Annotated in this window: 21 protein-coding genes; 20 read left to right on the top strand and 1 reads right to left on the bottom strand. The window is 34.3% G+C overall.

All coding sequences use genetic code 11. The features are described from left to right. The first annotated feature begins 59 nt into the window (after nucleotides 1-59). The 19 genes from KBW87_RS06750 (at nucleotide 60) to KBW87_RS06660 (ending at nucleotide 23,236) form a co-directional block, all read left to right on the top strand. On the top strand, nucleotides 60-890 hold the full coding sequence (locus KBW87_RS06750) for a DNA/RNA non-specific endonuclease (protein WP_057811677.1): 831 nt from the start codon (nucleotides 60-62) through the stop codon (nucleotides 888-890). 48 nt (nucleotides 891-938) lie between these two features. Continuing rightward, nucleotides 939-2,366, top strand: a complete 1,428-nt coding sequence (locus KBW87_RS06745) for a C69 family dipeptidase (RefSeq protein WP_057811679.1) — start codon at nucleotides 939-941, stop codon at nucleotides 2,364-2,366. A gap of 302 nt (nucleotides 2,367-2,668) precedes the next feature. Next, nucleotides 2,669-3,754, top strand: coding sequence for an ABC transporter ATP-binding protein (locus KBW87_RS06740; RefSeq protein WP_057811681.1), 1,086 nt, complete (start codon nucleotides 2,669-2,671; stop codon nucleotides 3,752-3,754). Continuing rightward, nucleotides 3,754-4,620 (top strand): carbohydrate ABC transporter permease, encoded by an 867-nt coding sequence (locus tag KBW87_RS06735; protein WP_057811683.1) that lies wholly within the window; start codon nucleotides 3,754-3,756, stop codon nucleotides 4,618-4,620. The genes KBW87_RS06740 and KBW87_RS06735 overlap by 1 nt, the downstream gene beginning before the upstream one ends. Before the next feature lie 3 nt (nucleotides 4,621-4,623). After that, the gene (locus KBW87_RS06730; protein WP_004040575.1) at nucleotides 4,624-5,448 is read left to right on the top strand and encodes a carbohydrate ABC transporter permease; all 825 of its coding nucleotides are present in this window, start codon (nucleotides 4,624-4,626) and stop codon (nucleotides 5,446-5,448) included. Next, on the top strand, nucleotides 5,432-6,733 hold the full coding sequence (locus KBW87_RS06725) for an MBL fold metallo-hydrolase (protein ID WP_057811686.1): 1,302 nt from the start codon (nucleotides 5,432-5,434) through the stop codon (nucleotides 6,731-6,733). Before KBW87_RS06730 ends, KBW87_RS06725 begins: the two co-directional genes overlap by 17 nt. A 50-nt stretch (nucleotides 6,734-6,783) precedes the next feature. Continuing rightward, entirely contained in the window at nucleotides 6,784-8,085 is a 1,302-nt protein-coding gene (locus tag KBW87_RS06720) for an extracellular solute-binding protein (protein WP_057811688.1), read from the top strand. A gap of 137 nt (nucleotides 8,086-8,222) precedes the next feature. Next, entirely contained in the window at nucleotides 8,223-9,140 is a 918-nt protein-coding gene (locus KBW87_RS06715) for a magnesium transporter CorA family protein (RefSeq protein ID WP_057811690.1), read from the top strand. 11 nt (nucleotides 9,141-9,151) lie between these two features. Next, nucleotides 9,152-10,090 (top strand): serine hydrolase, encoded by a 939-nt coding sequence (locus KBW87_RS06710; RefSeq protein WP_057811692.1) that lies wholly within the window; start codon nucleotides 9,152-9,154, stop codon nucleotides 10,088-10,090. 101 nt (nucleotides 10,091-10,191) lie between these two features. Continuing rightward, on the top strand, nucleotides 10,192-10,755 hold the full coding sequence (locus KBW87_RS06705; protein ID WP_057811694.1) for a TetR/AcrR family transcriptional regulator: 564 nt from the start codon (nucleotides 10,192-10,194) through the stop codon (nucleotides 10,753-10,755). Between the two features lie 16 nt (nucleotides 10,756-10,771). After that, nucleotides 10,772-14,677, top strand: a complete 3,906-nt coding sequence (locus KBW87_RS06700; protein ID WP_057811696.1) for an MMPL family transporter — start codon at nucleotides 10,772-10,774, stop codon at nucleotides 14,675-14,677. Between the two features lie 205 nt (nucleotides 14,678-14,882). Then, nucleotides 14,883-15,890: a zinc ribbon domain-containing protein gene (locus KBW87_RS06695; protein ID WP_057811698.1), complete on the top strand. Its 1,008-nt coding sequence runs from the start codon at nucleotides 14,883-14,885 to the stop codon at nucleotides 15,888-15,890. Nucleotides 15,891-16,081: 191 nt separating this feature from the next. Continuing rightward, on the top strand, nucleotides 16,082-16,222 hold the full coding sequence (locus KBW87_RS06690; protein WP_157055174.1) for a hypothetical protein: 141 nt from the start codon (nucleotides 16,082-16,084) through the stop codon (nucleotides 16,220-16,222). Between the two features lie 15 nt (nucleotides 16,223-16,237). Beyond that, nucleotides 16,238-16,363, top strand: a complete 126-nt coding sequence (locus KBW87_RS06685) for a hypothetical protein (RefSeq protein WP_255807066.1) — start codon at nucleotides 16,238-16,240, stop codon at nucleotides 16,361-16,363. 172 nt (nucleotides 16,364-16,535) lie between these two features. Beyond that, on the top strand, nucleotides 16,536-18,251 hold the full coding sequence (locus KBW87_RS06680) for an ABC transporter ATP-binding protein (RefSeq protein WP_057811700.1): 1,716 nt from the start codon (nucleotides 16,536-16,538) through the stop codon (nucleotides 18,249-18,251). A gap of 1 nt (nucleotide 18,252) precedes the next feature. Further along, nucleotides 18,253-20,778 carry a class III lanthionine synthetase LanKC gene (lanKC, locus tag KBW87_RS06675; protein ID WP_057811702.1) on the top strand — a complete coding sequence of 842 codons (2,526 nt, stop codon included), beginning with the start codon at nucleotides 18,253-18,255 and terminating at the stop codon, nucleotides 20,776-20,778. Nucleotides 20,779-20,780: 2 nt separating this feature from the next. After that, nucleotides 20,781-20,930 (top strand): hypothetical protein, encoded by a 150-nt coding sequence (locus KBW87_RS06670; protein WP_157055175.1) that lies wholly within the window; start codon nucleotides 20,781-20,783, stop codon nucleotides 20,928-20,930. 187 nt (nucleotides 20,931-21,117) lie between these two features. After that, nucleotides 21,118-22,446 carry a sensor histidine kinase gene (locus KBW87_RS06665; protein WP_057811703.1) on the top strand — a complete coding sequence of 443 codons (1,329 nt, stop codon included), beginning with the start codon at nucleotides 21,118-21,120 and terminating at the stop codon, nucleotides 22,444-22,446. Continuing rightward, nucleotides 22,442-23,236, top strand: coding sequence for a LytR/AlgR family response regulator transcription factor (locus KBW87_RS06660; RefSeq protein WP_369424468.1), 795 nt, complete (start codon nucleotides 22,442-22,444; stop codon nucleotides 23,234-23,236). The genes KBW87_RS06665 and KBW87_RS06660 overlap by 5 nt, the downstream gene beginning before the upstream one ends. A 59-nt stretch (nucleotides 23,237-23,295) precedes the next feature. Here the strand turns inward: KBW87_RS06660 and KBW87_RS06655 are convergent, their stop codons facing one another. Beyond that, nucleotides 23,296-24,678 (bottom strand): NAD-dependent succinate-semialdehyde dehydrogenase, encoded by a 1,383-nt coding sequence (locus KBW87_RS06655; protein WP_057811705.1) that lies wholly within the window; start codon nucleotides 24,676-24,678, stop codon nucleotides 23,296-23,298. Between the two features lie 298 nt (nucleotides 24,679-24,976). Here KBW87_RS06655 and KBW87_RS06650 point away from each other — a divergent pair, with 298 nt between their 5' ends. Beyond that, nucleotides 24,977-26,134, top strand: a complete 1,158-nt coding sequence (locus KBW87_RS06650; RefSeq protein ID WP_255807065.1) for an RNA-guided endonuclease InsQ/TnpB family protein — start codon at nucleotides 24,977-24,979, stop codon at nucleotides 26,132-26,134. Nucleotides 26,135-26,235: the final 101 nt, after the last annotated feature.

Below are 26,235 nucleotides of genomic sequence, written 5' to 3'. Positions count from 1 at the left end.
GTTGTAATGAAATAATACATGTACTACACTGAAAAAATATCCCAAAAAGGAGATTTTTTATGGCACGTAAAAAGCAAAAGAAGCAAGGAACTTTGTATACTGTTATTGGGGCAATTATCATTATTGCTTGGGGAATATTTTCAAAAGATGGAAATTTTAATTTAAACAACCTGTTTTCCATGAATCCATCTAATACAGTTAATAATGCTAAGAGTGCAAATACTTATTATGGTGGCTTATCTAAAACAGATTACGATCAATTAGCTAAACTTGATTTTAAGAGTGGGGATCGCGCATATATTGATGTGAATCATAATAAGTCCACTTTAATCAAAAATGCATGGAAGGTTAATAAGGTAATCTATTCTAATTTAGATAGTTTAAATAGAACATCGCATTCAAATACTGCTTTTCTAGAAAAGCGAAATGTCGCCAATGATAGCTTAAGGGTAAGACAGTTTGTCCAGCCAACAGGATGGCATTATAACCATCGTAATGGCACTCAAATTTATAATCGTGGTCACTTGATTGCTTATTCAATCTCAGCGGGAATCGATCAAGATGGTAATTACAATCCTAACAACCAATCTGGTGATCAAAATAATCCTAAGAATTTGTTTACGCAGTCAGCTTATTCCAATCAAAAGATTCAAACAATCTTTGAAAGTAAGGTACGCCGTGCTTTAAGAGAAAATAAACGCGTAATTTATCAAGCAACTCCTATCTTTAGAGGAAACGAATTAATGGCTCGGGGAATTAATTTACAAGCAATTTCTACAGATGGTAGCTTGGACTTTAATGTTTATCTGTTCAACGTTCAACCGGGGTTTGTTTATAACTATAATGATGGTCGCGCGAAAATTGATCGTCAGATGATCGTCAAACAGTAGTAAAATACCTATAAGAAGAAAGTTATTTCAGTAAAGGAAGTACAAATTATGAAAAAAGACAACTGTACTGCAATGCTCGTGGGTAAGGATGCTACTTTAGATGGTTCAACCATGATTGCCCGTGATGAAGATGGTTATGGTGGCATTAATGAAAAGCTTTTTGTAGTAAATAAAGCTCGCCATTATGATGAAGAATATGTTTCTAAATATAATGGCTTTAAAATGCATCTTGAAGGAGATGGCTGCAGATGGACTGGTACTCCAACTGCGGATGAAAGTGAAGGACGTTGGGACGAACAAGGAATTAACGAATATAACGTCGCTATGTCTGCCACTGAAACTGAGGCTACTAATGCTCGCTGTTTAGGTCATGATCCACTCGTCAAAGATGGAATTAATGAAGATTCCATGGTTTATTTAGTTTTGCCATTTATAAAAACTGCTCGCGAAGGAGTTAAGCGTTTAGGTCAATTAATTGAAAAATACGGTACTGGCGAAAGTAACGGGATTGCTTTTTCTGATAATGAAGAAGTTTGGTATTTAGAAACTGGTGCAGGTCACCAATGGGTTGCCGCTCGTGTTCCGGATGATTCATACGCAATTTGTCCAAATATTATGGTGATCCAAAATGTGGACTTTGATGATTCTGACAACTTTATGTATGCAAGTACAATTCGTGATTTTGTTGAAGAAAATCATCTAAACCCATCTCAAGATGGCACTTTTAATTTCCGTGATATTTTTGGTACTAAAGATGAAGCAGATGCATTTTACAACACTCCAAGAACTTGGTATGGTCAAAAATTGTTTAATCCAAGCATTGAGCAAGATCCAACTAGTCAAGAAATGCCATTTACTCGCGTTCCGGAAAAGAAAATTGGTGTTGAAGATGTAGAAAAGTTTTTGACAAGCCACTATAACGGCACTGAATATGATCCAATGGATACTTATTCTTCTGGGGATGAAAAGAAGCAAAAGATGTTTCGTTCGATTGCCCTTGATAGAAACCAAGAATCAAGTATTTTACAAATTAGAAATGATGTGCCAAAAGAATTAGCTGGGGTTCAATGGATTAATATGGGATTCTATGCTTATTCTCCATATGTTCCTTTCTACACTAATATTGAAAACACTCCAGCCAATTATCAAGTTGCCGACCATACAGTGGATCCTGATCAGAGTGCATATTGGCTATATAAGACTTTACAAGTGTTGGTAGAGCCACGCTACCATCAATATATTTATCAAATTAATACTTATCGTGATGAATGCCAAAGCTACGGCGTAGGTCGAGTTTCAGAAATTGATAAAGAAGCAAAAGATAAGCAGGGAGATATGTTAACTAGCTTTTTAACTTCCGCTAATGAAGTAACTGCAAATGAAATCACTAAGAAAACAAAGACTTTAATAAGTGATTTAGTTCGTCAAGCCTTAAATTCATCTAAATATCAATTTGAACGTGGTGACAATTTATAATAGTTCGGATTTTGACTTTAAATAGAAATCAGAATTGCAAAAAAGACTACTGAATAGCAGTAGTCTTTTTTATTTATGTAGATCATGACATACAATATATTGTAAATCCGAATTTAAATTGATTTTTACAAAATAAAGTTTGTGTATTATAGAACTTTTTGAACAAAAAATCAATTATTTTTCAAACTAATTAAAGAAATTACGAATTTTTTTGCGGATTTTATTTGTGATTTTGATATATTTAGCTTAAAATTGATAAAGAAATTCTGTAACAATAACAAGATGTAGTGGTGTATGAATTTATGAATGATAACAAGTTTGTTGAAGTAAAGAATCTGAAAAAGGTGTACGACAACGGTCACCAAGCTATCAAGAACGTTAGCTTTCACGTTAAAAAAGGTGATTTGGTATGTTTGCTCGGCCCTTCTGGATGTGGAAAAACAACTATTTTAAATATTTTGGCTGGTCTTCTTAATCCAACAAGTGGAGATATTTTATTTGATGGCAAGTCTGTTGTTAATACTGCATCAAAAGATCGTCAAATCGGATATGTTTTCCAAAACTATGCTTTATATCCACATATGACAGTTTTGCAAAATGTAATGTTCCCTTTGACTGTCGGTAAACAAAAAATGCCTAAAGATAAGGCTAAGGAAATTGCAGAAAAGTATATGGAATTAACTCAAATTTCTGATTTTGCTAATCAAAAGCCAGGTCAACTATCCGGAGGACAGCAACAGCGTGTCGCAATTGCCAGAGCCTTAGTTCAAGAACCTAAAATCTTGCTCATGGATGAACCTTTGAGTAATTTGGACGCACGCTTGCGTTTGAAGATTCGTGAAGAAATTCGTTCTTTAGTTAAAGAAGTTGGAATTACCACCTTATTTGTTACGCACGATCAAGAAGAGGCGCTATCAATTGGAGATAAAATTATTCTCTTCAATGAGGGTGTAATTCAACAAGACGATTTAGGTCAAAACTTCTACTTAGAACCAAACAATTACTTTGTTGCTAACTTTGTTGGTAATCCAGTGATTGATAACTTTAAAGTAAAAATGCAAGATGGCAAACTTATTGGGTCTGATTTTGAATTAAATGTGAATGATTTACAACAAGCTCGCTTTAAGCGTCAATTGACAGATGGAGACTATATTTTGTCAGTTCGTCCTGAAAATATTTTGCCAAGTGACGACGGAAATGTCTCTGCTCATATTGATGACGTTGAATTAATTGGTAGAGAAAGAATTTTGAAATTTACTCATGATGGGGTTCAGGCTCGATCTTTAGTAGATCTTGAAACTCCTATTAAAGCTGGAGATGATATTAAGTTGGAAATGCGATTAGACAGGGTGTTTATCTTTACTCCGGAAGGAGAGAGGGTTTACTAATGAAGCAGAATCAAAAAAAGGCATGGCTATATTTAGCACCAACCATTATTTTTGTAACTTTCTTTAGTATTTATCCAATTTTACGAGCATTTGTAATGAGTTTCCAAAGTGGCTCATTAATCAACTTAAATTGGACCGGTTTTAGCAATTATCAATACATTTTTCATGATCCGGAATTTTGGTTAGCAATTAGAAATACTATTCTTTATGCATTAATTTCGGTTCCAGTAGCATTAGCAATTTCAATCATGCTTGCTTGGCTAATCTTCAGTAAGGTAAAGAATAAGTCGTTTTTTGAAACTACTTTCTTTATGCCTTATGTAACTTCCACTATTGCGATTGGTATTGTCTTCCGTTATATCTTTAACGGTGATTATGGGATGCTTAACTTTATTTTGCGTGCTCTTCATTTGCCAGCACCTAATTGGATTGATGATCCCGCAATGTCTGTTACTACCATTATTATCTTCGGAATTTGGACTTCATTAGCTTTCAATATTGTTATTTTGATGGGAGCTTTGAGAAATATTGATCCAAATTATTACACAATTGCTGATATGTATGGGGCCTCTGGAACTGAAAAGTTTTGGCGAATTACGATGCCTCAATTAGTACCAACAATTGCCTTTTTGTTGACAATGAATATTATTGCTGCTTTCAAAGTTTATACTTCTGTATATGCTCTGTTCAATGGACAAGCAGGAGTCGGCAATTCAGCTACAACCGCAGTGTTCTATATTTATAATAAATTCCAAATTGTAGGTACTCCAGGTGTAGCCATGGCTGCGACAGTAGTTTTATTCATTATCATTATGTTTGTAACTTTTTTACAACGTAAAATGATGAAAAAGATTGGAGGACGGTAAGGGATGAAAAAAATTCGCTGGGGTGTAGTTGTTGCTTATGTGATTTTAGCGATTTTTGCAATCATTACGGTTTTCCCATTTATTTATATGATTTTAGGTGGATTAATGAGTTTTCAAGAAACAACTACTATTCCACCAACTCTTTGGCCTAAAAATCCACAATGGAGCAACTATGCAAAGGTATTTTCTCAAGCACCTTTTGGACGTTACTTCTTAAACACCTTTATAACGGCAAGTGTAACGACAATTGTTAGTTTGTTTAACGCCTTACTAGGTGCTTTTGCGATGGTTAACTTGCACTTTAAAGGTAAGCATTTTATTCAAATTATCTTACTTTCACTGTTAATGGTGCCCGGAGAGGCAATTATTTTTACTAATTACAGCACAATCGCTCAAATGGGATTGTTGAATACTTATATTGGTTTGGTATTACCATTTTTAACTTCTGTATTTTATATGTACTACTTACAAAGTTACTTTGGATCAATTTCCAAAACAATTTATAAAGCATCAATGATTGATGGCGCTAGTGATTGGGAATATATTTGGAGAATTTTGGTTCCAATGTCAAAAGGTGGTCTTTTTACCGTAGGACTTTTGAGTTTTATTTCTGGATGGAATTCATTCCTGTGGCCACTTCTTGTCACTAATGAAGACAGTATGCGTCTGCTTAACAATGGATTAACTGCATTTACTTCCGACTCAGGAAGCGAAACACAATTGCAACTCGCTGCGGCAACTTTAACTGTTTTACCGATCTTGATTCTATACTTTATTTTTAGAAAGCAAATAATTAGAGGGGTAGTACGTAATGACCTTAAAGGATAAAACTACAGTAACCTTTTATAATGGTTTAACCACTATTGGTGGACCAATGATTGAAGTTGCTTATAATGATTCTCATATTTTGTTTGATTTAGGAGAAGTTTATCGTCCTGAACTTAAACTAAGTATGGAAGATGAAGATTTTGAAACTTTGATTAAGTATCAATTGATTGGGGAGGTACCAAATTTCTATGATCCTAAAATTACCGGTAAAGAAATTGATAAAGATCGTTGGAAGCATGCTGCTGCTTACATCTCCCATTTGCATTTAGATCATAGTAAGGCACTTAATCTTTTGGCGCCAGAAATTCCACTTTATACTGGTAAAATTACTGCTCAATTATTGCCGGCTTTAAATGAAGATGGCGACTTTTTATTACCTGCTGCAGGGCATGACAAAGGTTATACCCGGGAAATAATTGCAGCTGAATATAAGAAGCCAATTCAAGTAGGCGATATTACTATGGAAGTGTGGCCAAGTGATCATGATGCTTATGGTGCCACCGGCTTAATTGTTAAAACTCCTGATAAAACGATCGCTTATACGGGGGATATCCGTTTACATGGTTACCATCCAGATTGGGTACATGATTTTTTAAAGGCTGCTAAGCATTGCGATATGTTCATTATTGAAGGTACTGGTGTTTCTTGGCCTGAAGAAAAGCATGACGACAACAGTGAGGAATTTACTGGACCAAAGAATGAAGTTGAGCTTACTGAGCAAATTGTTAAACTAGAAAAAGAAAATCCTAAGCGCCAAATTACATTTAATACTTATCCAACTAATGTGGAACGATTGCTTAGAATTATTTCTGATTCGCCAAGAAAGGTTGTGCTGCATGCAAAAAGAGCCCACCTTTTAAAAGACAGTTTAGATCAGAATTATCCTTACTATTACTTGCCAGAGGAGAAAAGATTTAATGATTTAAATCCGGAGCTGGAAGTTTCCTATCAGAAACTTCTAGATGATGATCATGAATACCTTTGGCAAGCAGTCAAAAATTATGATGATCTCAAAGAGGGTGGCTTATATATCCACTCTAATGCGGAACCGCTGGGAGATTTTGATCCGGCCTACAAGCCATTTGTAGAAAAGTTTGCGCAGAAGAAGATTGAGTTTGAAGCTTTGCGTTGCTCTGGACACGCAGATGAAGAAGAGCTCAAAGAGATTATTTCTGAGGTTGAACCAGCAATTTTAATCCCAGTGCACACATTGCATCCGGAGCTGGAAGAAAACCCATATGGAGAACGGATTTTACCTAAGCGCGGTCAAACTATCGTGCTTTAGTGAATCAAAAAATTTGTTATTTAGTTTTATTTTTGGGAGGATTTATCCAAATGAAGTTTAGTAAGAAACTTGCTATGGCGGCTGTTGCTGGTTTAGCTTTGATTGGGACTGCTGCATGTTCAAATGGTGGCAGCAAATCTTCATCGAGTTCTGAGAAGATTCCATCAAAGATTACTAAAAAGACTACTGTTGTTTTCTGGCATGGTATGGTTGGGGTTCAACAATCTACTTTGCAAAAGTTGACTAAGGAATTCGAAAAAGAAAATCCTAAGATCACTGTTAAGCTTGAAAATCAGGGTGCATACAATGATTTGCAAGCCAAAATCAATTCAACTTTGCAATCACCAAATAATTTACCTACTATTACTCAAGCTTACCCAGGGTGGCTTTGGAATGCAGCGCAAAATAACATGCTTGTAAACTTAACCCCATACATTAACAATAAGAACGTGGGTTGGGGAAGCGCTAAGGCTTCAAACATTAGAACTGAGTTATTAGATGGTGCCAAGATTAAGGGAACCCAATATGGTATTCCATTTAATAAATCAATTGAAACTTTAACTTACAATAAAGATATGTTTAAGAAGTACGGTATCAAGAAGGTTCCAACTACTATGGAAGAATTGAAGTCCGCTTCAGAAACTATCTACAAGAAGAGTAATCATAAGGTTGTAGGTGCAGGCTTCGATTCTCTTTCTAACTACTATGTTTTAGGGATGAAAGATGATGGCGTAAACTTCACTAAGAACATTAACTTCAATGGTTCAACTTCAAAGAAAGTTATTAATTACTATGCTGATGGTATAAAGAAGGGCTACTTCAGAGTTGCCGGTTCCGAACACTACTTATCTGGCCCATTTGCTAACCAAAAGGTAGCAATGTTTATTGGTACTTCTGCAGGTGAAGGCTTTGTTAAGCAAGGTGTAGGTAACAAGTTTACTTACGATGTGGCTGCACGTCCAGGTAAATACACTATGCAACAAGGTACTGATATTTACATGTTTAAGCATGCTTCAGCTGATCAAAAAGCAGCTGCCTTCAAGTACATGAAGTTCTTAGTATCTAAGTCAAGTCAACTTAAGTGGGCTAATGCTACTGGTTATATTCCAGTAAATAACAATGTAATTACTTCAAAGGAATACAAGGCTAACAAGAGTACTAAACTTCCTGCTAAGCTTGATTCTACAATGAAGAACTTATACAGTGTTCCAGTTGAAAAGAATTCAAATGCTGCTTACACTCAATTAAACAGCATTATGCAAAATATTCTTTCTGCAGCACAAAAGGATCAAAATGTTAACAATGCAATTAACACTGGTAAATCTAAATTTGATGCTGCTTGGAAGCAATAAAACTGAATAACAATTTAGATGAAAAACAGGCCGATTGGCCTGTTTTTTGATTATTTTAGATCGGATCATGATAAGATAGTAAAGTTGAAAAATGAATGTTACGATTAGATGAGTAATATTAAAGCAGGTGAGACTAGATGATTAGACAACAGAATTTTCCCGTTGACACAAAGTACAAATGGTACGATATCAGTAATTTAAGTGAGCAAGACAGTGATCGGTTGCAAGATGAATTCAATTTCACTCCAGATATCATTTCGTATATCTCCGACCGGCATGAACGTCCTCACTATGACTACGATGTTCACACCCACAGTCATTTATTGGTGTATGATGTTCCTATTTGGCCAACTAATACAATTAAGCATTTTACGGCTCATCCAATTACTTTCTTAGTTGTGGGAGAAAATGTTTTTACTTTCCATACTGAATCAACTAGTTATGTCTTTGATGAATTTAATGATGAACCCATGCGTGAGCGTTTATCTGAAGCTAAAGATGTGACTGAGCTCTTGATGATATTTTTGCTTTACGCTTCTCAATATTTCCAAAGAGCAGTCACTCAGCTGGATGTAGAAAGAAATAGCTTAGATCAAAAATTATCTGATGATATTGATAATAAGGATTTAGTTGAATTGTCCAACATTGAAAAGAGTTTGGTTTATTTATCTAGTTCCATTCAAACTGATCTAATGATGCTTCATAGTTTAGATCATTCAAAATTGTCATTTACTAAAACGGCCCATGAACGGCTAGATGACGTATTGATTGAATCTAATCAGGCGGCTGAAATGATTCAGATTTCGCAACAAGTAACGAAAACTTTGTCGGCGACTTCTAATAATATGATGAACAATAACCTAAATGACACGATGAAATTCTTAACTGTCTGGTCTTTGGTGTTGACTATTCCAACGATCTTGACAGGTTTTTATGGAATGAATGTGGACCTTCCTGTGATTCATAGCCCGTTTGATTGGGTAATCATTACTGTATTAATGATTGTTCTGATGGTCTGGTTAGTAGTTTTAATGCGTAAACATCACTTCTTTTAAGGAAAAAATCAATGAAGAATAAAGTATTTATCGTCTCTTTGATTGCAACAATTATTTCTTTTTCACTTTATTTTGCTAATTTAAAAAGGGTCAAGAATGCTAGCATTAATATAATTGAGCCTAAAACTAGTAAAACTAGTCCGAAGAAGAAAGTAAAAGAGCCTAAACCTAAAATAAAAGAACCTAAAATCAAAACTATTGAGTACGCTAACCATGTGAAAGTTGCATCAGGTAGTCAAAAGAAGCTTGCTCAAAAGATTAAGCAGATTATGGGTAAAGATTATAGTTATCAAGTTGCAGTTCAAGATTTAAATAATTCAGCTAAGTTTTGCCGAGTGGCTAATACTAAGGTGGCACATAATGTGGATGACACCATGAAATTATACCTGCTTTTAGCAATTTATGAACAAGAGCAACAGGGTAAATTAACATCTAAGACTGTAATTAAAATTAAGAAATCTGATCGCGTTAATGGTGAAAAAGCGCTCAAGACTAATATGTCTTATGGGATTTCGTTTTTAAGACAGGCAATGATGCGCGGTAATAAGACTGCCGCCAATGCTTTGATTCGTAAAGTTGGTCATGATAAAATCGATGCCATTATCAAAAAACTAGGTGCCGATCAGACTACAATGTCTGCTAACTTTAGTAAAGCTCCCTATGGAAAGACTACAGCCCATGATTTAGTAAAAACAATGGCTGGAATTTATCAGGGACGAATCTTAAATCAGAAACATGCTAGTTTGCTTTTGCAAGCTTTGAATTCTAAACCAAACTTTGTTAAAGGAATAAATGGTGGAGTTTATGCAATTGGGGATGATCATTCAGCTGTTGCGATTGTTCAAACCCAAGGTCATTCATATTGCATGAGCGTATGGAGTAGCAATAATAAGAAGTTTAATGAATTAGGTAAAGCAATAAATGCGTCATTTACGGCAAAGAAAAAGTAGAAGAGAAATCTTCTACTTTTTTAGTTATTTACAGTTTGTAGATTGTAATCTTCATTGTGTAGTGATATATTATTTACTATGCGTGACAAGGAGGGGTGGAAATGACGCAAAAGAGAAGTTTAGATTTAAATAAAATAATTGATAAAGCTATTCAGTTGATTCGAGATAAAGGGTTAACTGAGACTACTCTGCCAGCTCTTGCTAAAGAATTAGGCGTGAGATCCCAGTCTCTTTACCATTACGTATCCAATCGTAAGCAATTAATATCTCTAGTTGGTGCGAGTCGAATTAAAGTTTTACATCAAAAATTAATTGAAAATTTGATGGGGGTTTCAGGTAAAGAGGCTCTCCTCAAATTCGCAGATGTGACACGTGACTTTGTATTAAAGGATCCGGCTTTATCAAGTATTTTATATCACTTGAATGAATATTCTGAAGATGATGCTATTAATAGAGAGATTCTCAACATTATTCAATTAGGTGAAAAATTAAATCTTAAAACAACTAGCACTATTTCAGCTCATGCCTTAATCGGCGCAGTACTTGGCTATGTCTTTTTGGATAAATCATCATCATTTCCTGATGAAAGTGAAGATGAGGCCAATCGTAATTATCATGAAATGATATTGCGACTAGTACAACCAATTGCCGTTTTGCAGGAATAATAGGGGGAAAGGAAAATTGCAGAAATTTCTGAAAAACCATGTGTTTTCATTAATTGCATGGATTTTAATTTTGCTAATTTCCGTCTTCGCTTTGCCAAATGTTAGTCAATTGACTAGTGAACATTCAACGATTTCATTACCAAGCAATGTTCAAAGCGAAGTTGCACAAACAATCCAAAATCAATGGGGAAAGAAGAAAAAGAATACCTATGAAGTTGCGGTTGTTTTCAATAAGGAACATGGCAAATTAAACGATGCTGACAAAGCTGCGATTAATAATACTGTCAGTTATTTAGAAAACCATAAAAAGAAATATGGAATTACGGACGTTTTAGCTCCTGATTCTAACATTGCTACACGAAAGAAGTTGCAATCAAAAGATGGCACTACTTGGGTAATGCAACTTAATATTTCTAAAAAGCATGGTCGAATCGGTGAAGTAGAAGATCAAATCACTAAAGCTGTTAAAACGCAGGGAGTTCGTACCTACGTAACAGGTGCAGATATTTTACAAAATGCATTCTCAACTTCAATTCAAGAAGGTATTAAGAAGACAGAAGCTATCACAGTAGTATTTATCTTTATCGTACTTATTATTGTGTTCAGATCACCAATTGTGCCATTAATTTCATTGTTAACGGTTGGTGTGTCATTCTTAACATCTTTCTCAATCGTTACCAATTTGGTAGAACATGCGAATTTCCCATTTTCTAACTTTACACAAGTGTTTATGGTTATCGTATTGTTTGGGATTGGTACCGACTATAACATTTTGCTGTATGATAAATTTAAAGAAGATCTGGGTAAAGGAATGGATAAATATGAGGCACTTAGGGATTCCCTCCGCAATGCCGGTAAAACCATTCTTTACTCAGGTTCATCAATTTTAATTGGATTTACAGCATTAAGTTTAGCTAAATTCTCTATTTATCAATCAGCAGTCGGAGTTGCTGTTGGGGTTGCAACTTTATTAGTTGTTCTCTTGACTTTAAATCCATTCTTTATGGCTGTTCTTGGTAAAAATATGTTTTGGCCGGTTAAAGAATTTACTGGTGAAAGCGAAAATAAACTTTGGCATGGGATTTCAGCTGAAACTTTGAAATATCCGGTCATCTATTTGGTAGTTTTAGCTGTGGTAACTATTCCGTTTATGTTGATGTATCATGGTCAACTAAATTATGATGATACTGATGAAATTGCGGATAATGTACCAGCGAAGGCCGGCCTTTTAGTAGTACAAAAACACTTCTCTAAAGGGATGGCTGAACCTTCATACTTATATATTAAGAGTGACCATCGTTTAGATAATGAAGCTAATTTGAAGTTGATTGATCAACTGACTAAACAGCTTCAAGCTTCAAAGGATGTTTCATTTGTGACTTCTGTAACTCAACCTTATGGTGAACCAATTGATCAACTTTATGTAAATAATCAATTGGGCACTGTAAATGAAGGTGTTGACCAAGCTCGTTCTGGACTTGGTAAATTGAGTAAGGGTAGCCAGAAATTAAGTAATGGTGCAAGCCGTCTGCAAAGTGGGGCCGAACAATTAGAAAATGGTACCGGTCGTCTACAAAGTGGAGCAGACCAACTTAGAAGCGGAACTACTCGTTTGCAAAATGGTGCAAGCCGTCTACAAAGTGGAGCAGATCGTTTACAAAACGGAGCTGGTACTTTGCAAAATGGTACTCAAAGCTTGCAAAACGGAGCTGATCGTTTACAAAGTGGAGCAAGCAGCTTACAGAATGGTACTAGTTCTCTTGTGAGCGGTGTTGGTCGTCTTCAAGCTGGTGCTGGTAGATTAGCTAGTGGTACTTTAGCTCTTCAAAACGGTGCAAGTAGCCTTCAAAGCGGAGCTGCCCGTTTGCAAAATGGTGCTGGTAATTTAAGAAATGGTACCCAAAGTTTACAAAATGGTACGCAAGAATTAGTAAATGGCTTGAATCAATTAAATAATCAATTGTCAACCCAATTGAATGGCTCAAATCGTGCTCAACTTGCACAATTACAATCTGCACTTCCACAAATTAATAATGGTATTCAAGCTTTGAATACTGCTTTAAATGGTGCAGTTGATACAAGTGCAACTACTAATGGTTTAGCAAGTGTTCAAAGGGATGCTGCTAGACTTCAAAGTAGTTTAAGTAAGTTGCAAAGCTTAGCCGGTAGTGCTGGTAGTTCTTCTAACACTAATGCTTCTGCTGCTGAAAGTGCAATTTCTGGCGCTGTTCAAAAAGCTGTTGAAGGAGCTTTGAGTAACTCTAAAGCAACTGATGAAGAAAAGGCCGCTGCTGCTCAAGCTGGTGCTAGTGCAGCAAGCTCGGCAGTAAAACAAGCTCTTAGTGGTAATAGTGGTTCATCTTCAAGTGGTGAACTTCAAAGTACTCTTGCTGAAGCAAATTCTGCAGCTCAAGGACTTCAAAGTTCTATGCAAGCAATGCAACAAAGTAATACTTTGAATCAAATTCAAGCTTTGAAGACACAAGTTAATGCTTTAGCTGCTGCTTCTAATCAAGCAATTCCAGGTGCAGTAACTGCCCTTAACCAATTGAATTCTGGTTTATCACAAGTTCAAGGTGCTGTGACTCAAGGTGTTGCTGGTGCAAACCGTTTGAACAGTGGAGTTGCTTCATTGAACTCAGGCGCAGGTCAGCTTTACAACGGTCTGGGTAGTTTGAGTTTAGGTGCAAGTCGTTTGAACTCAGGCGCTGCTCAATTAAATTCAGGTATCGGTACACTTAATACAGGGCTTGGCAGTTTAAGTTCAGGTGCAAATCGTCTAAACTCAGGCGCAGGTCAACTTTACAACGGCCTTGGTAGTTTGAGCTCAGGTGCAAGTCGTTTAAACTCAGGCGCAGGTCAACTTTACAGCGGTCTTGGCAGTTTAAGTTCAGGTGCCGGTCAACTAAACTCAGGTCTTGCACAAGGTGCAAGTGGTGCTGAGCAGTTGAGTAACGGTATCGGTCAACTTAACAGCGGTGCAAGTCAATTGAGTAGAGGTGCAGGACGTTTAGCTGACAGTACGCCACAACTTACCTCAGGAATTGATCGTGTTAACAGTGGTTTAGGTCAAGGAGAAGCTTACTTAAGAGGTCTCGGCTCATCTGCTGCAGCAGATACGTTCTACATCCCTAAGGAATTCATTAATAACGCAATGTTCCAAAAGTCAATTGATGTTTACTTGAGTCCAAATAAGAAGTCAGCAATGTTAATTGTTGTCTTCAATTCAAACCCAAGTGCTCCTGAAGCTACGGCTCGTTCACAAGAACTTAGTGCAATGGCTAAGAAGTCATTACAAGGTACTAAACTCAAGAATGCTACGGTTGCAATGGGTGGACAAAGTTCTAAGATCGAAGATACCAAGAATGTTGCAAGTGGTGACTTTATCAGAACTGCTGCAATTATGTTGATTGGTATTGGTATTGCCTTAATGTTCGTAACTCGTTCATTACTTCAACCTGTATATATCTTGGGTACTTTGCTTATTGCATACCTCTGCTCACTTTCAATCAATCAATGGATTGTTAAGCTTGTTCTTGGAAGAGATCTTCTTACTTGGAACACACCATTCTTCAGCTTTATTATGTTGATTGCTTTAGGTGTAGACTATAGTATCTTCCTTATGACGAGATATCGTGAGCTGGAAACTGAGGGTCTGACTAGCCCAAGTGCTAGAATCCTTAAGGCTTGTGGTATTATCGGTACAGTAGTAATTTCTGCAGCGGTTATTTTAGGTGGTACTTTTGCTGCTCTTATCCCATCAGGTATTCCAACTTTAATTGAAGTTGCATTGACAGTTATTGTTGGTTTGATTATTTTAGTATTTATCATGCCAATTACAATGTCAGCTGGTGTGAAATTGACTTATGAAGGATTTTCCGGATTTAAGTTAGGAAAACACAAGCATTCGATGACTAAATAAAATAAATTAATAGAGTAGGTCTGAGACCTGCTCTATTTTTTTGCTTAAATAATAAAAAGTGGCGCATAATGAGGACAAGAGATGTGAAAACGATAATTTTATTTCTAAAATAAAAAAGGCTGAGAAGGGGAAATATGGCTTCTAACACCTTAAGAATGAAAATGATATAATTTAGGTAAATTGATTTTGAGAAGGGAGGATTACTATGACTACATGTCCAAATTGTGGCCAATCCGTTACCAAAGATGATGATATTTGCCCAAAGTGTGGTTTTAATTTAAAAAAGTATCGTGATACCTTTTTTGAAGATGACTCTGAAAAAAAGAGTGTCTCATCTCAGCCTAAACGTGCACAATATCGCGAAGAATTTCGACCGAAAAAACAAAATACGACTATTCAAAAGATGATTGCTTGGGTGAGAAGTAATGCGACAATTGTTTTCTTACTAGGAGTAGTTCTTTTAGTAATCATGAGCTTTTCACGAGCCTTAGGTTGGACATCGTTTTTAGTTTTGATGGTGTGGCTCTTTATTGTTTGTGATAAAGCAGATAAAATTGAGCAATATACAGCTGATAAACGGCTAACTGAAATGATTAATAAAATGGGTTCAGATGTGGTCAATACTGCTAAAGAGCACACGGATAAAGTAAGAAAAAAGGGAAAGAATTTCACTGAAACCCATCCCCACGTTAATCGGCATGTTGAAAAAGTAAAAGAGCGTAGCAAGTCAAAATTTAGCTACATTCAACTTTCTGTAGTTTTAACTTCTGTAATCAGCTTAATTGTGCTATTTACAGGTTCAGGAGCAGCTGTGGCAGATGTAAGTTATACTCAAAAACTTTCTCTTTCCAAAGTAATTCTCAATTTGGCAAATCGTCTACTTTCCTCTAGTCATACTTCTATGTCAGCAATTATTTTGTATGTATTTTGGCTACTACTGGTTCTTTTCCCAATTTTTATTATTTACAATATTTTCAAAAACACGAAAAATAGTCAATTCTTTGCCTTTATTTTGTCGCTGCTTGAAACTGCATTTTTGATTTATATTGTCTTTAAGATTTCCAATAATTCATCAAATCATGGTGTAATTGGCGAATTAACTAATCAATTTTTGATGTATGCAGTCTCAATTGGCTCATCGGCATATTTCTTGATTTTAGCGAGTTTATTGACGACGGGCCTTGCTGGGTATAATTATTTTAAGAAAAGGTAGTTGAAGCAAGCAATAAATCTTCTTTATTTTAGAAGGTTCATTGCTTGTTTTTTGATCAGTGATATAAAAGTTGAGTTAGAATTCGACAAATTTGTTAGATTTTTAACCATTTATGTTATTTCCGTAAATTAAGTTAAGCCAGTGATAATATGAAATCGTCAAGATAAAGTCAAATGAGAAGGAGATCGAAAATGGAAAACATTATAAACGCAATTTTAGGATTGCAAAAACAAAGAGAGGAAAAGAAACATCATAAGCAAAGTGATGGTAACAATGAAGTTAAACATAGTTTGATTTGCTTTCATGATTTTTCAGATTGGTTTAAATTTTAGAAAAAGGAAGAGAAAATGAATTCAATTATAAATATGCAGGCTTACCCTACGCAAGCAACTGTAGAATATTTTGTAAAAAAGCGTAGAAAGCATAGAACTTCAAGAACTCGAGTAACAATAATTTGCTGGAATATTTTTTAGAGGAAGAAAAAATGGAAAATTCTAATATATTAAATTTACAAAAATTGAATGTGAATGGAACTTCTTCTCAAGCTTTATTAACAAGTAAAAGAATTAGTGTGTTCTGTTTTAATAAACATGGAAAACATAAAATGAGAAATATCTATTTACCACCTATTCTATTCGCCTAATTATGAAGAAAGAAAATCAAATTAGTTTATTCGCCGTAGATAGATTATTAATAATAGCTATTCTGCTAAGTGTTATTGGAAGCTTATTTAATTTAATTTTGCCACTTTTTGTTCAGCAGTTTATTGATCTAGGGTCAAAAGTCAAATTTTCAATTTCCACTTTATTGCCAATAATACTCTTATTAATTGGAGGATCTATCATTAATGCTGTTAGCTCTTATTTAATTAGTTATTCCGGAGATAAAAGGATAAGAAATATAAGGGCGAAACTAGAAAAGAAATTATTAAATTTACCAATTTCATTTTATGAAAAAGTTTCAAGCGGTGAATTAGTAAGCCGAGTGATCAATGATTCTTTGATTATCAAAGAATTTACTACAAATGAATTGCCCAGTGCAATTATTAGTATAGTTACTCTATGTGGAAGCGTACTGATCTTACTAATATTAGACGTTCGTCTTACTTTTGTAATTATTATTTCGTTTACATTAGTATCACTTATTGCTTATCCTTTAGGGAAAGTTAATGAAAAATATTCTTTCTCTATTCAAAAATATTTGAGTAAATTATCTCAAGTTATAACTGAAAATATCCAAAATATTAAGATCATTAAACTATATAATGCTCAAACTGAAGTAGAGAATAATTTTAAAAAGCAAAATGATAAAGTTTACTCCTTATCTAAGAAAGTAGATAAGATTTTTAGTATTACAGGGCCTATTCAAACCTCGTTTACCCTTTTAGCATTTTTGGTAATTATTCTTTACGGAAGTTCACGTGTAGCTCATCACACATTGTCTATGGGAATTTTAGCGTCCTTTATGATGTACGTGTTTGAAATTATTACTCCTATTAATAATTTGGCTAATTTTTATGTGAGCTATTCTGAGGCGAAAGGTGCTTCCCAGGTCATTAATAAGATTATGGAAGAAAAAGAGGAGCGTCTTCAAGGTAGAAATATTGAGCATCCTCATGTGGCTGATTTAAAGATGAAACATATATTTTTTAATTATACTGATTCACCTATCAAAGTACTAAAAGATGTAAATGTTTTATTTGAGCCAGCCAAAAAAATTGCTATAGTGGGACCTTCTGGAGCCGGAAAAACTACCTTAACTAGTATTTTGACTAGACTTCAAAATACTTTTGACGGTGAAGTTTTATGGAATAAAATTGATGCTCAAATTTTTTCTTTAAAGGCATGGCGTTCTTTATTTAGTGTAGTAACCCAAGATAATAGCGTCTTTTCAGGGACTATCAAGGATAATTTAACTTTGGGGTTAGGCTATGATCCATCGCAAATGCAATTAGCTGAAGCGATCAAGCTGGCAAGATTGGAAAAGTTTATTAGTCAATTATCAAATGGATTGGATTTTGAAGTTGGAGAAAATGGTAAAAAGTTATCTGGAGGACAACGACAAAAAATTCAAATTGCGCGCGCTTATTTGAGGAATACTCCTTTTATTATTTTTGATGAAGCTACTTCAAATTTAGATCCGGAATCAGAAGCAGAAATTTTAAAGGCAATCGACAAATTGTCGGAGAAAAAGACTTTGATTGTGATTGCACATCGATTATCGACAATTGTGAATGCAGATAAGATTTACTTTATGGATAATCATACAATTTTAGGAGTTGGAAAGCATTCAGATCTATTACATCAAATTCCTAAATATAAGGAATTTGTAAATGATCAATTCATATCTAACGAGGAATAATATGAAATACAATATAGAAGGTTACCTTCCTTTTACACTTAATGATAAAGATTTTTTTAGCGAACCTAATAAAAAGGCTAATGAATTTAAGGTGAAAGTTCCACAAGGTTGGCGGCAATTTTCTGATTTACATTGGCAGTATTTTTTAAATTCTAAAGCAAAGCTTCCAGACCAAGGATGGAAAATTCATCTTTCAGCTGGATATAAAGATATAGAACAGCTACTTCAAACTGTAACTAAATATTTAGTTGATAAAGGAGTAACTTTTAAAGTCACGATTGGTAAAGAAGAATGGATTTTAAAGAATTCAAAATCAGCTGATAGAGTTTCTTCAGGAAAATTTATTACGATTTATCCGCAAAATGATCAAGAATTTAAAGAGATAGTTCATGATGTGTCTAAGAAAATTGCTTCTTTTGAAATTGGACCATATATTTTGTCAGATAAAAGATATAAAAATACCAATATTTATTATCGATATGGTGCTTTTACAGAATTACGAAACGATCAAGGAATTCTATGTATTCGGGATGAGAATGGAAATCTAATCCCAGATTCAAGGCAACCTTTTTATCAACAACCCAATTTTGTAGAAGATCCATTAATGGATGAGCAAGATATTTCACAGCTACGAATTGCTAATAAAGAAAAATTGGATAAATACCACATTACAGGAGCATTGCAATTCAGTAATGCTGGAGGAGTATATGTAGGAGAATTTCAAAATAAAAATTATGTTTTAAAAGAAGGTCGATTACAGGCCGGGATTGATTCTAATTACGAAGACGGATTTTCTAGAATTAAGCATGAATCTGATATACTTAAAAAACTGCAGAATTCACCCTATGTAGTTAACTTTAAAGAATACTTTCCTGTATGGATTCATAATTATTTGGTTGAAGAGTATTTACCATATGAAAATTTGGGAGATTATATTACGGATAATTTTCCATTTCATGGAGAAAACTCTGAGTATTTAAATATAATCAAAGAGATAGCCCATAATTTAATTAAAGCGATTAAAGATGTGCATAGCCGAGGGATAGCAGTTGGTGATTTACAACCAGATAATATTTTAATTAATGAAAATAAAAATGTAATTTTGATTGACTTTGAACAAGCAAATAACAAAACCGAAAAGTATAATCCGGGATTAAAAACTACTGGGTTTGTAGATCTTGATGTTCAAACGTATGGAGAAGCTGATTGGATTGCGGTATACAAGACAATTAGGCATGCCTTTTTGCCAATAATCAATATTGATGAGTTGTCTGATAATACTAGCGAGAGTTATCAAGATCAGAATTTGAAGAAGTATGACCCAGCAGTCTATAAATTTTTGATGTCATTTAAGAAAGAATGCTATGAAAAGATTAGCTTAGAAAGCTATTCATTAAATCAAAAAGCTTATTTTTCACTTGATCTTAATAATTTAGAAGAGGCAGTTAAAAAAATAAGACAAGGTATTAAAAATAATCTCGATTTTAATCAAGAAAGAATTTTAAAAGGGGATATATCACAGTATTTATCTACCATAGGGATGTTTAACATTCTGAATGGTGGAATGGGATTAGGTCTTATTCTTTCGGATTTGAATGAAGGGACGCGGACTCAATTTTTGGATTGGTTTGAACAAAATAAAGCTGAGATATGGAAGGGCATCCAGAAAGATTCAGGATTATTCACTGGAGCTGCTGGAATAGGTTCGGTAATATATTCTAATATTAATAAAGATCTTGGAAAAAAAATAATCGATCAAATTGATTATTCCCAAATTTCGAGTTTATCATTGAAAGATGGATTAGCAGGGATTGGGTTAGCACTATTAGCCTTAAATCAAGTAGAACCTGAATTTGCTCGACAACGTAAAATAAAAGAGATAGCTAGGAATGTAAATGATAACTATGATGAGTGTCCTTCAGCAGGATTGTTAGATGGTAAATTAGGATTATTGCTTTTCTTAGAAAAGGTGGCCATCTATTTGCAAGATTCTATCTTATTTAAAAGTGTAGAAAGTAAAGTAAACTTTTTTATCAAAAACGAGCTGCATAGAACCGAACGAGGTTTATATTTAATGGATGAAACGCACTCTAATTATTTACCCTATCTAAATTCTGGTTCAGCAGGACTAGAAATTGTTATTTTAGAATTCATTAAGGATGGGATAAATATTGAAGACGGAAGAAAACTAATTGAATCATTGTCAGCTACTAATGATGTTAAATTAACTTATATGAATGGAATATTTGATGGCTTTTGTGGATTAATGCTGGCAGATTTAGCAGCTGAGAATTATGACTATTCGAATGCGTTACAGAAAAAGATTCATCTTCTGAATAATTATTTAGTAATTAAAAAAGATGAAATTCTGGTTCCAGGACGACATGGGTTAAAGAATTCAATGGATTTAGATTCAGGTGCAATTGGAGTTTTACTGACTTTACAAGGAATAATAGATAATGATTGGGGGCAGTGGTTACCCATTATTCATAGTGCTAAATTATCTATACTGAAAGGAGGTGAATAGGGATGCATGATGAAAATCAAGATATCCTCAACTTACAAGGAACCACACCTTTTGTTAGTCTAGCAAGACGTCGTGGTCATGGTGGAACTAAAAATTATAATTTCTCTCTGTTTTGTTGGAATCATATCAAGACAATCTTTCATTTGAAGTAGATGAAAGAGATAATCAAAAAAAGCGTAACTAGGGTTGCGCTTTTTGGTGTATAGGAAAGGAAAAATCGATGAAAAAAATTAAATTAATTGAAGTAAATGGCCTTTTTAATCCGTATGTTAGTTTTTTTAGTAAAAAAACGGCCGAAAAACATAAAGTAATGCAATTTTTAAAAAGATTGTTTAAATAATGTTACTTGCAATTATTAATATATTTTTTATAGGCCCTGCGGTAGATATATTAATTTTTCTAAATATAACTAAACTAAGAGTAAAAAGTATTTTTGATAGATTTGTCTTAATTGGATTGGGCATTACAGTAATCTTATTAGAATCAATTTCAGATTTTATCAAATTGGATCAAACAGATCTTATTTTTACTATCATAGAAGCTAGTTTGTTTGAAATAGTTTTTTATAAACGAGTGAAAGATAAAATATTGCTAGTTAATGCTGGAATAATAGTAGCCATGCTAAGTTTAATTTCAGATTTTGTTATAACGATAAGTGAAAATTTATCATTTACCAATACTGCTCTAGTGGAATTCATGTCTATGCTGTTGCCCATTATAGAATATATAGTTATTAGGCATTATTCTTCAAAATTAAATAGGCTATTCTCCGGTATAAATAAGAAAACAATTTTTTACACTTTGCTTTATCTATACATTTCGACTGCCATAGCTTATATTGTTGCTACTTTGGAAAAGCAAGTTACTATTGAAACCCTGACTATTTTGGGAATACTAGTGATTCAAGGAGTTTATGCTATTGTTAGCTTAAAACTGAATCTCCAACTTCAAACTACTTTGCTTGAAAAAGCAGAGCAGCAAAAACTAAAAGACGTAAATCATCAATTAGAAAAGAATAATAAACAATTAAAGGATTATGCGACCTCTCTTGAAAAAGATGAAGATCGTTTGCGTAGATTTAAGCATGATTACCGCAATATTTTGAATGGTTTAAAAATTGCTGCCCAGAAAGACGATTCTAAAGCACTGATAAAACAATTGGATGAGTATAGTCAAAATCATTTTGATGAGAATACATTATCTAAGTTTAAAGACGTACATCATATTCATAACGACATGATTAAAAGCATTATTATCACCAAATTAGCTAAAATATATGATGATAAAATTCCTTATAGATTTAGCTGTGAAAAGGATATAATTGACTTTCCTTTTATTTCTAAGGATGAAGAGCTTGATATTGTGAGAATCATTGGAATCGCATTTGATAATGCCATAGAAGCTAGTGAAGGATTAAAAAATGCACAAATTGAAGCTATGCTTTATCAAAGTGAAGGAAATTTAGAATTCATAATTAGAAATAAAATCGATCAAGTGGATAAGGACCAAATTCTAAAAGCAGGATTTACTACTAAGAACGACCATAACGGGCTTGGCTTAAGTAATGCCATGGAAATTGCCAATAAGTACTTTGAAAATATTATGGTTGATGTAGATACTAAAGGAGAATGGTTTACATTCAGTTTAGTTCTTTTGCCAACTAATTAGTTTAAGGGAGGATAGAAAAATAAAATATTCAGTTTTTATATGCGATGACGAGCAAGAACAAGTAAATATCCTTAAAGAATGTATTCGAAAATCTAGCATTATTTTAAGTGATGAAGATAAGTTGGAATTTGATATTGTTAAAACTGTAAATAACTACGATGATGCTATAAATTTTATTGAAAAAGTATCTTTTAAGTCTGGAATTTACTTTTTAGATATTGAAATCGGAAAGAAACTTTACGAAAAAAATGGTCTCGATTTAGCAGAGATTATTAAAAAAAGAGACAAAAATGCTCAATTGATTTTTATAACGAGTCATCAAGATATGGCATTTTTAACCTTTAAGAGAAAATTAGGTGCTGTAGATTTTATTATTAAAAATGGTAATGTAGGTGATCTACAAAAAGATGTAAATTATGCTTTACAAAGTGCAACTAAAGCTATTTCTAATGCAGATTTTATTAAGAAAAATACTTTTTCTTATAAGTTTGGTCAAGAAGTAAGAAATATTAATTTAGGTGATGTAATTTATATAACTACAACTTCTGTAGGGCATAAATTAAAGTTGATAAAAACAACGGGGTGGGGATATTTTATTGGAAACCTAAAAGAAATTCCAGAAAAATATGGAAGTCTCGTTCAAATAAGTCAGTCTTGTGTAATTAATCCAGAGAATGTAGATAGAGTAAACTTTAGAGAAAAGAAGATTGGTTTTGTTAATGGGGAGTCACAGTACTATTCTGTGCGGAATACTCACAAAATGCATAAACTATTCAAAAATAAATTTTGATAAACAAAAAGACAACTTCACGTGAAGGTTGTCTTTTTGTTTTTTTATAAATTATTTAATTATTCGTTTTCTGAAGTAGTGTCAATTACCAAGTGTTCATTGACAAAGGCCATCAAGCCAAGTTTGCCTAATTCACGGCCATAGCCAGACTTCTTAACTCCGCCAAATGGTAATTCAGGAGCAGTTACCCAGCGGCCATTAATTACAGTCATGCCAGTTTCAATCTTAGCAGCTAACTTTTCTGCATGAGCAGTATTCTTGCTGATGATTGAAGAGCCAAGGCCATAGCTTGAATCATTAGCTAATTTAATAGCTTCATCTTCATCTTCTACGCAGTGAACTTCAGCTACTGGGCCGAACAATTCTTTGTCAAAGACAGGATTGTCCTTACCAATGTGGGTAAGGATTGTTGGTGGGAAGAAGGCACCAGTTGATTCGATTTCTGGGTGTTGGTAGTAAATTTGTGCACCATGATCAACTGCTTCTTGAACTTGCTTTTCTAGTTTTTCTTTAGCACCTTCAGAATTCATTGGAGCAAGAGTAGTTGATGAATCAAGTGGGTCGCCTGGTTTTAATACTTCATATAAACTCTTTAATTCTCGTAAGACTTCTTCGTAACGGGACTTAACAACAATGATTCTCTTAGATGAGGTGCAGACTTGACCATCATTGTAAGTTCTCGCGTCAGACAAAACATTGCGTAAAACATCCTTATCAGCGTCCTCTAATACAATAAATGGATCGTTTCCACCGAGTTCCATGGTTGATTTCTTTAAGTTCTTACCAGCTTCTTCAGCAACACTGCTGCCGCCGCGTTCAGAACCAGTTAAAGCTACGCCTTGAATTCTAGGGTCACGAATAACTTGTGCTAATTGATCATAACTTAAATAAAGATTGATTAAGCTGCCTTCTGGAGCACCAGCTCTTTTAATAATTTTAGCCATTAAAGCAGCTGAAGATGGAACATTGTGAGCATGCTTCAAAATGATTGGGTTACCTACCATGAAGTTAGGGGCGAAGACGCGGATAACTTGATAAAGTGGAAAGTTCCAAGGTTCACATGCTAAAACTACCCCAGTTGGTTGCTTTAAGTAGTAAGCATTTCCTAAACCTGATTCAAGAGGTTGTGGTTTTAACATATCTGCACCATTGACAGCGTAATATTCACAAATTTGAATACAAAGCTCAACTTCTTCTTTGGCTTCGCTGAAAAGTTTACCTATTTCTAAGGTCATCATTTGGGCCATTTTGTCTTCGTTTTCACGAAAACCTCCCGCAATAGCAAGCAATTCTTTGCTACGAGTGCTTGGATCTTCATGACGCCATTTTTTATAAAGCATATGAGCTAAGTTAAGTGATTCTTCGATTTCTTTGTCAGTTGGATTTTCAAAAGTGGCAAAGACATCTCCGTTATATGGATTTATTGATTGATATCTAGACATTGTCAAACCTTCTTTTCAAATTAATACACTTTAATTCTAAGCGTTTTCAGATTTAACTTCCAGAATTTTGACTAAAATTGCATCCCGGTCATGGTAGAATGGGAATAAATATTTTTAATTCTAAAGGAGCTGATTAACTGTTAACAAAAATATGGAAAAATATAGAAATTTGTAGATAAAACAAAAGATAGAGCTTATTTAGAAAGTTAAACATGGAAAATAAGCTTTAATTAAATTTTTACTTGTTTTGCTTTATCTCTTTAGATAAACTTATGTTTGTATTTAAGGAGGTGAAGCAATGATTAAAACACAAGTAGTAAAGCTAAAAGTTAATAAGACCATGCAAAAGCATCTTGATACTTTGTGCGATTATCGTCGATACTGCTGGAATAAAGGCTTAGAAACTTGGCAGTTAATGTATGAAGCTCATACATTAAACAAAAAAGATAATCCCAATCCTAACGAACGCAGAGTCCGCGATGAATTAGTGGCTAATAAAGCCGACTGGCAATATAATTTGTCAGCTCGATGCTTACAATTAGCTGTTAAAGACTTGGCTAATGCTTGGAAGAATTTCTTTGATAAAGCTCAGCCTGATTGGGGCAAGCCTAGATTTAGATCTAAGAAGGCACCTAGGCAAGGCTTTAAAACTGACAGAGCTAAGATTGTGAACGGGAAGCTCCGCCTTGATCGTCCAAGAAGCATTTCAAGAGATAGTTGGTTTGATCTAGCAAGTTATGAAGTCTTAAAGATGGATGAAGTTAAGGTAGTAAGCATCTTCAAAGAAAAAGATAGTTATTACGCATCTTTGCCTTATGAAGAAGATATACTAGCTAAAACTAAAACTCATAATAAAACGGCAATTGATGTCAATGTTGGTCATTTCAACTATACCGAGGGGCAAATCATTGTTTTGCCTGCTAAATTGCAAAAGCTGTATAAGCGGATTAAACATTATCAAAGAATGCTAGCTCGTAAAAGAAAGGTTAACGGTAAGTTGGCTGCTAAATCCAATAATTACTTTGCAGTGAGAACCAAATTGCAGAGAAATTATCGCAGAGTAGCCAATATCCAAAACGATCTTTTACAGAAGTTTACTACTAAGCTTGTTAATGATTACGACCAAATTGTAATTGAAGACTTAGCAATAAAGCAAATGATGATGACGCATGTCGCTTCCAAAGGTATGCAGAGATCGCTCTTTGGTAAATTCAGACAGATATTAACTTACAAATGCGATTGGTATGGCAAAGAACTGATCTTGGCCGAGAAAACCTACCCATCAACTCAAAGATGTGCTCAGTGCGGCTATGTTAAAAAAGGTGACGAGAAGATCACTTTGCAAGGCAACAAAAAGCATGGCACAAAGCATAATGAGTATATCTGTTATGAATGTGGCTACAGTAACGATCGAGATGAAAATGCAGTATTAAATCTTTTAGCTTTAGCAAATTAAAGAAAATAAACGGGGCTGGCTAGGCCCTTAAGCTGGAAGAGCTAGTCAATGTGATTACTCCTATATTGGAATATCGGAATACTAGTGAAGACGACAGTAAG

The organism is Lactobacillus intestinalis, from assembly GCF_024397795.1.
Taxonomy (GTDB): Bacteria; Bacillota; Bacilli; order Lactobacillales; family Lactobacillaceae; genus Lactobacillus; species Lactobacillus intestinalis.
The sequence above is the reverse complement of the archived record's forward strand: the minus strand, read 5'-3'. Positions and strand labels throughout refer to the sequence as shown.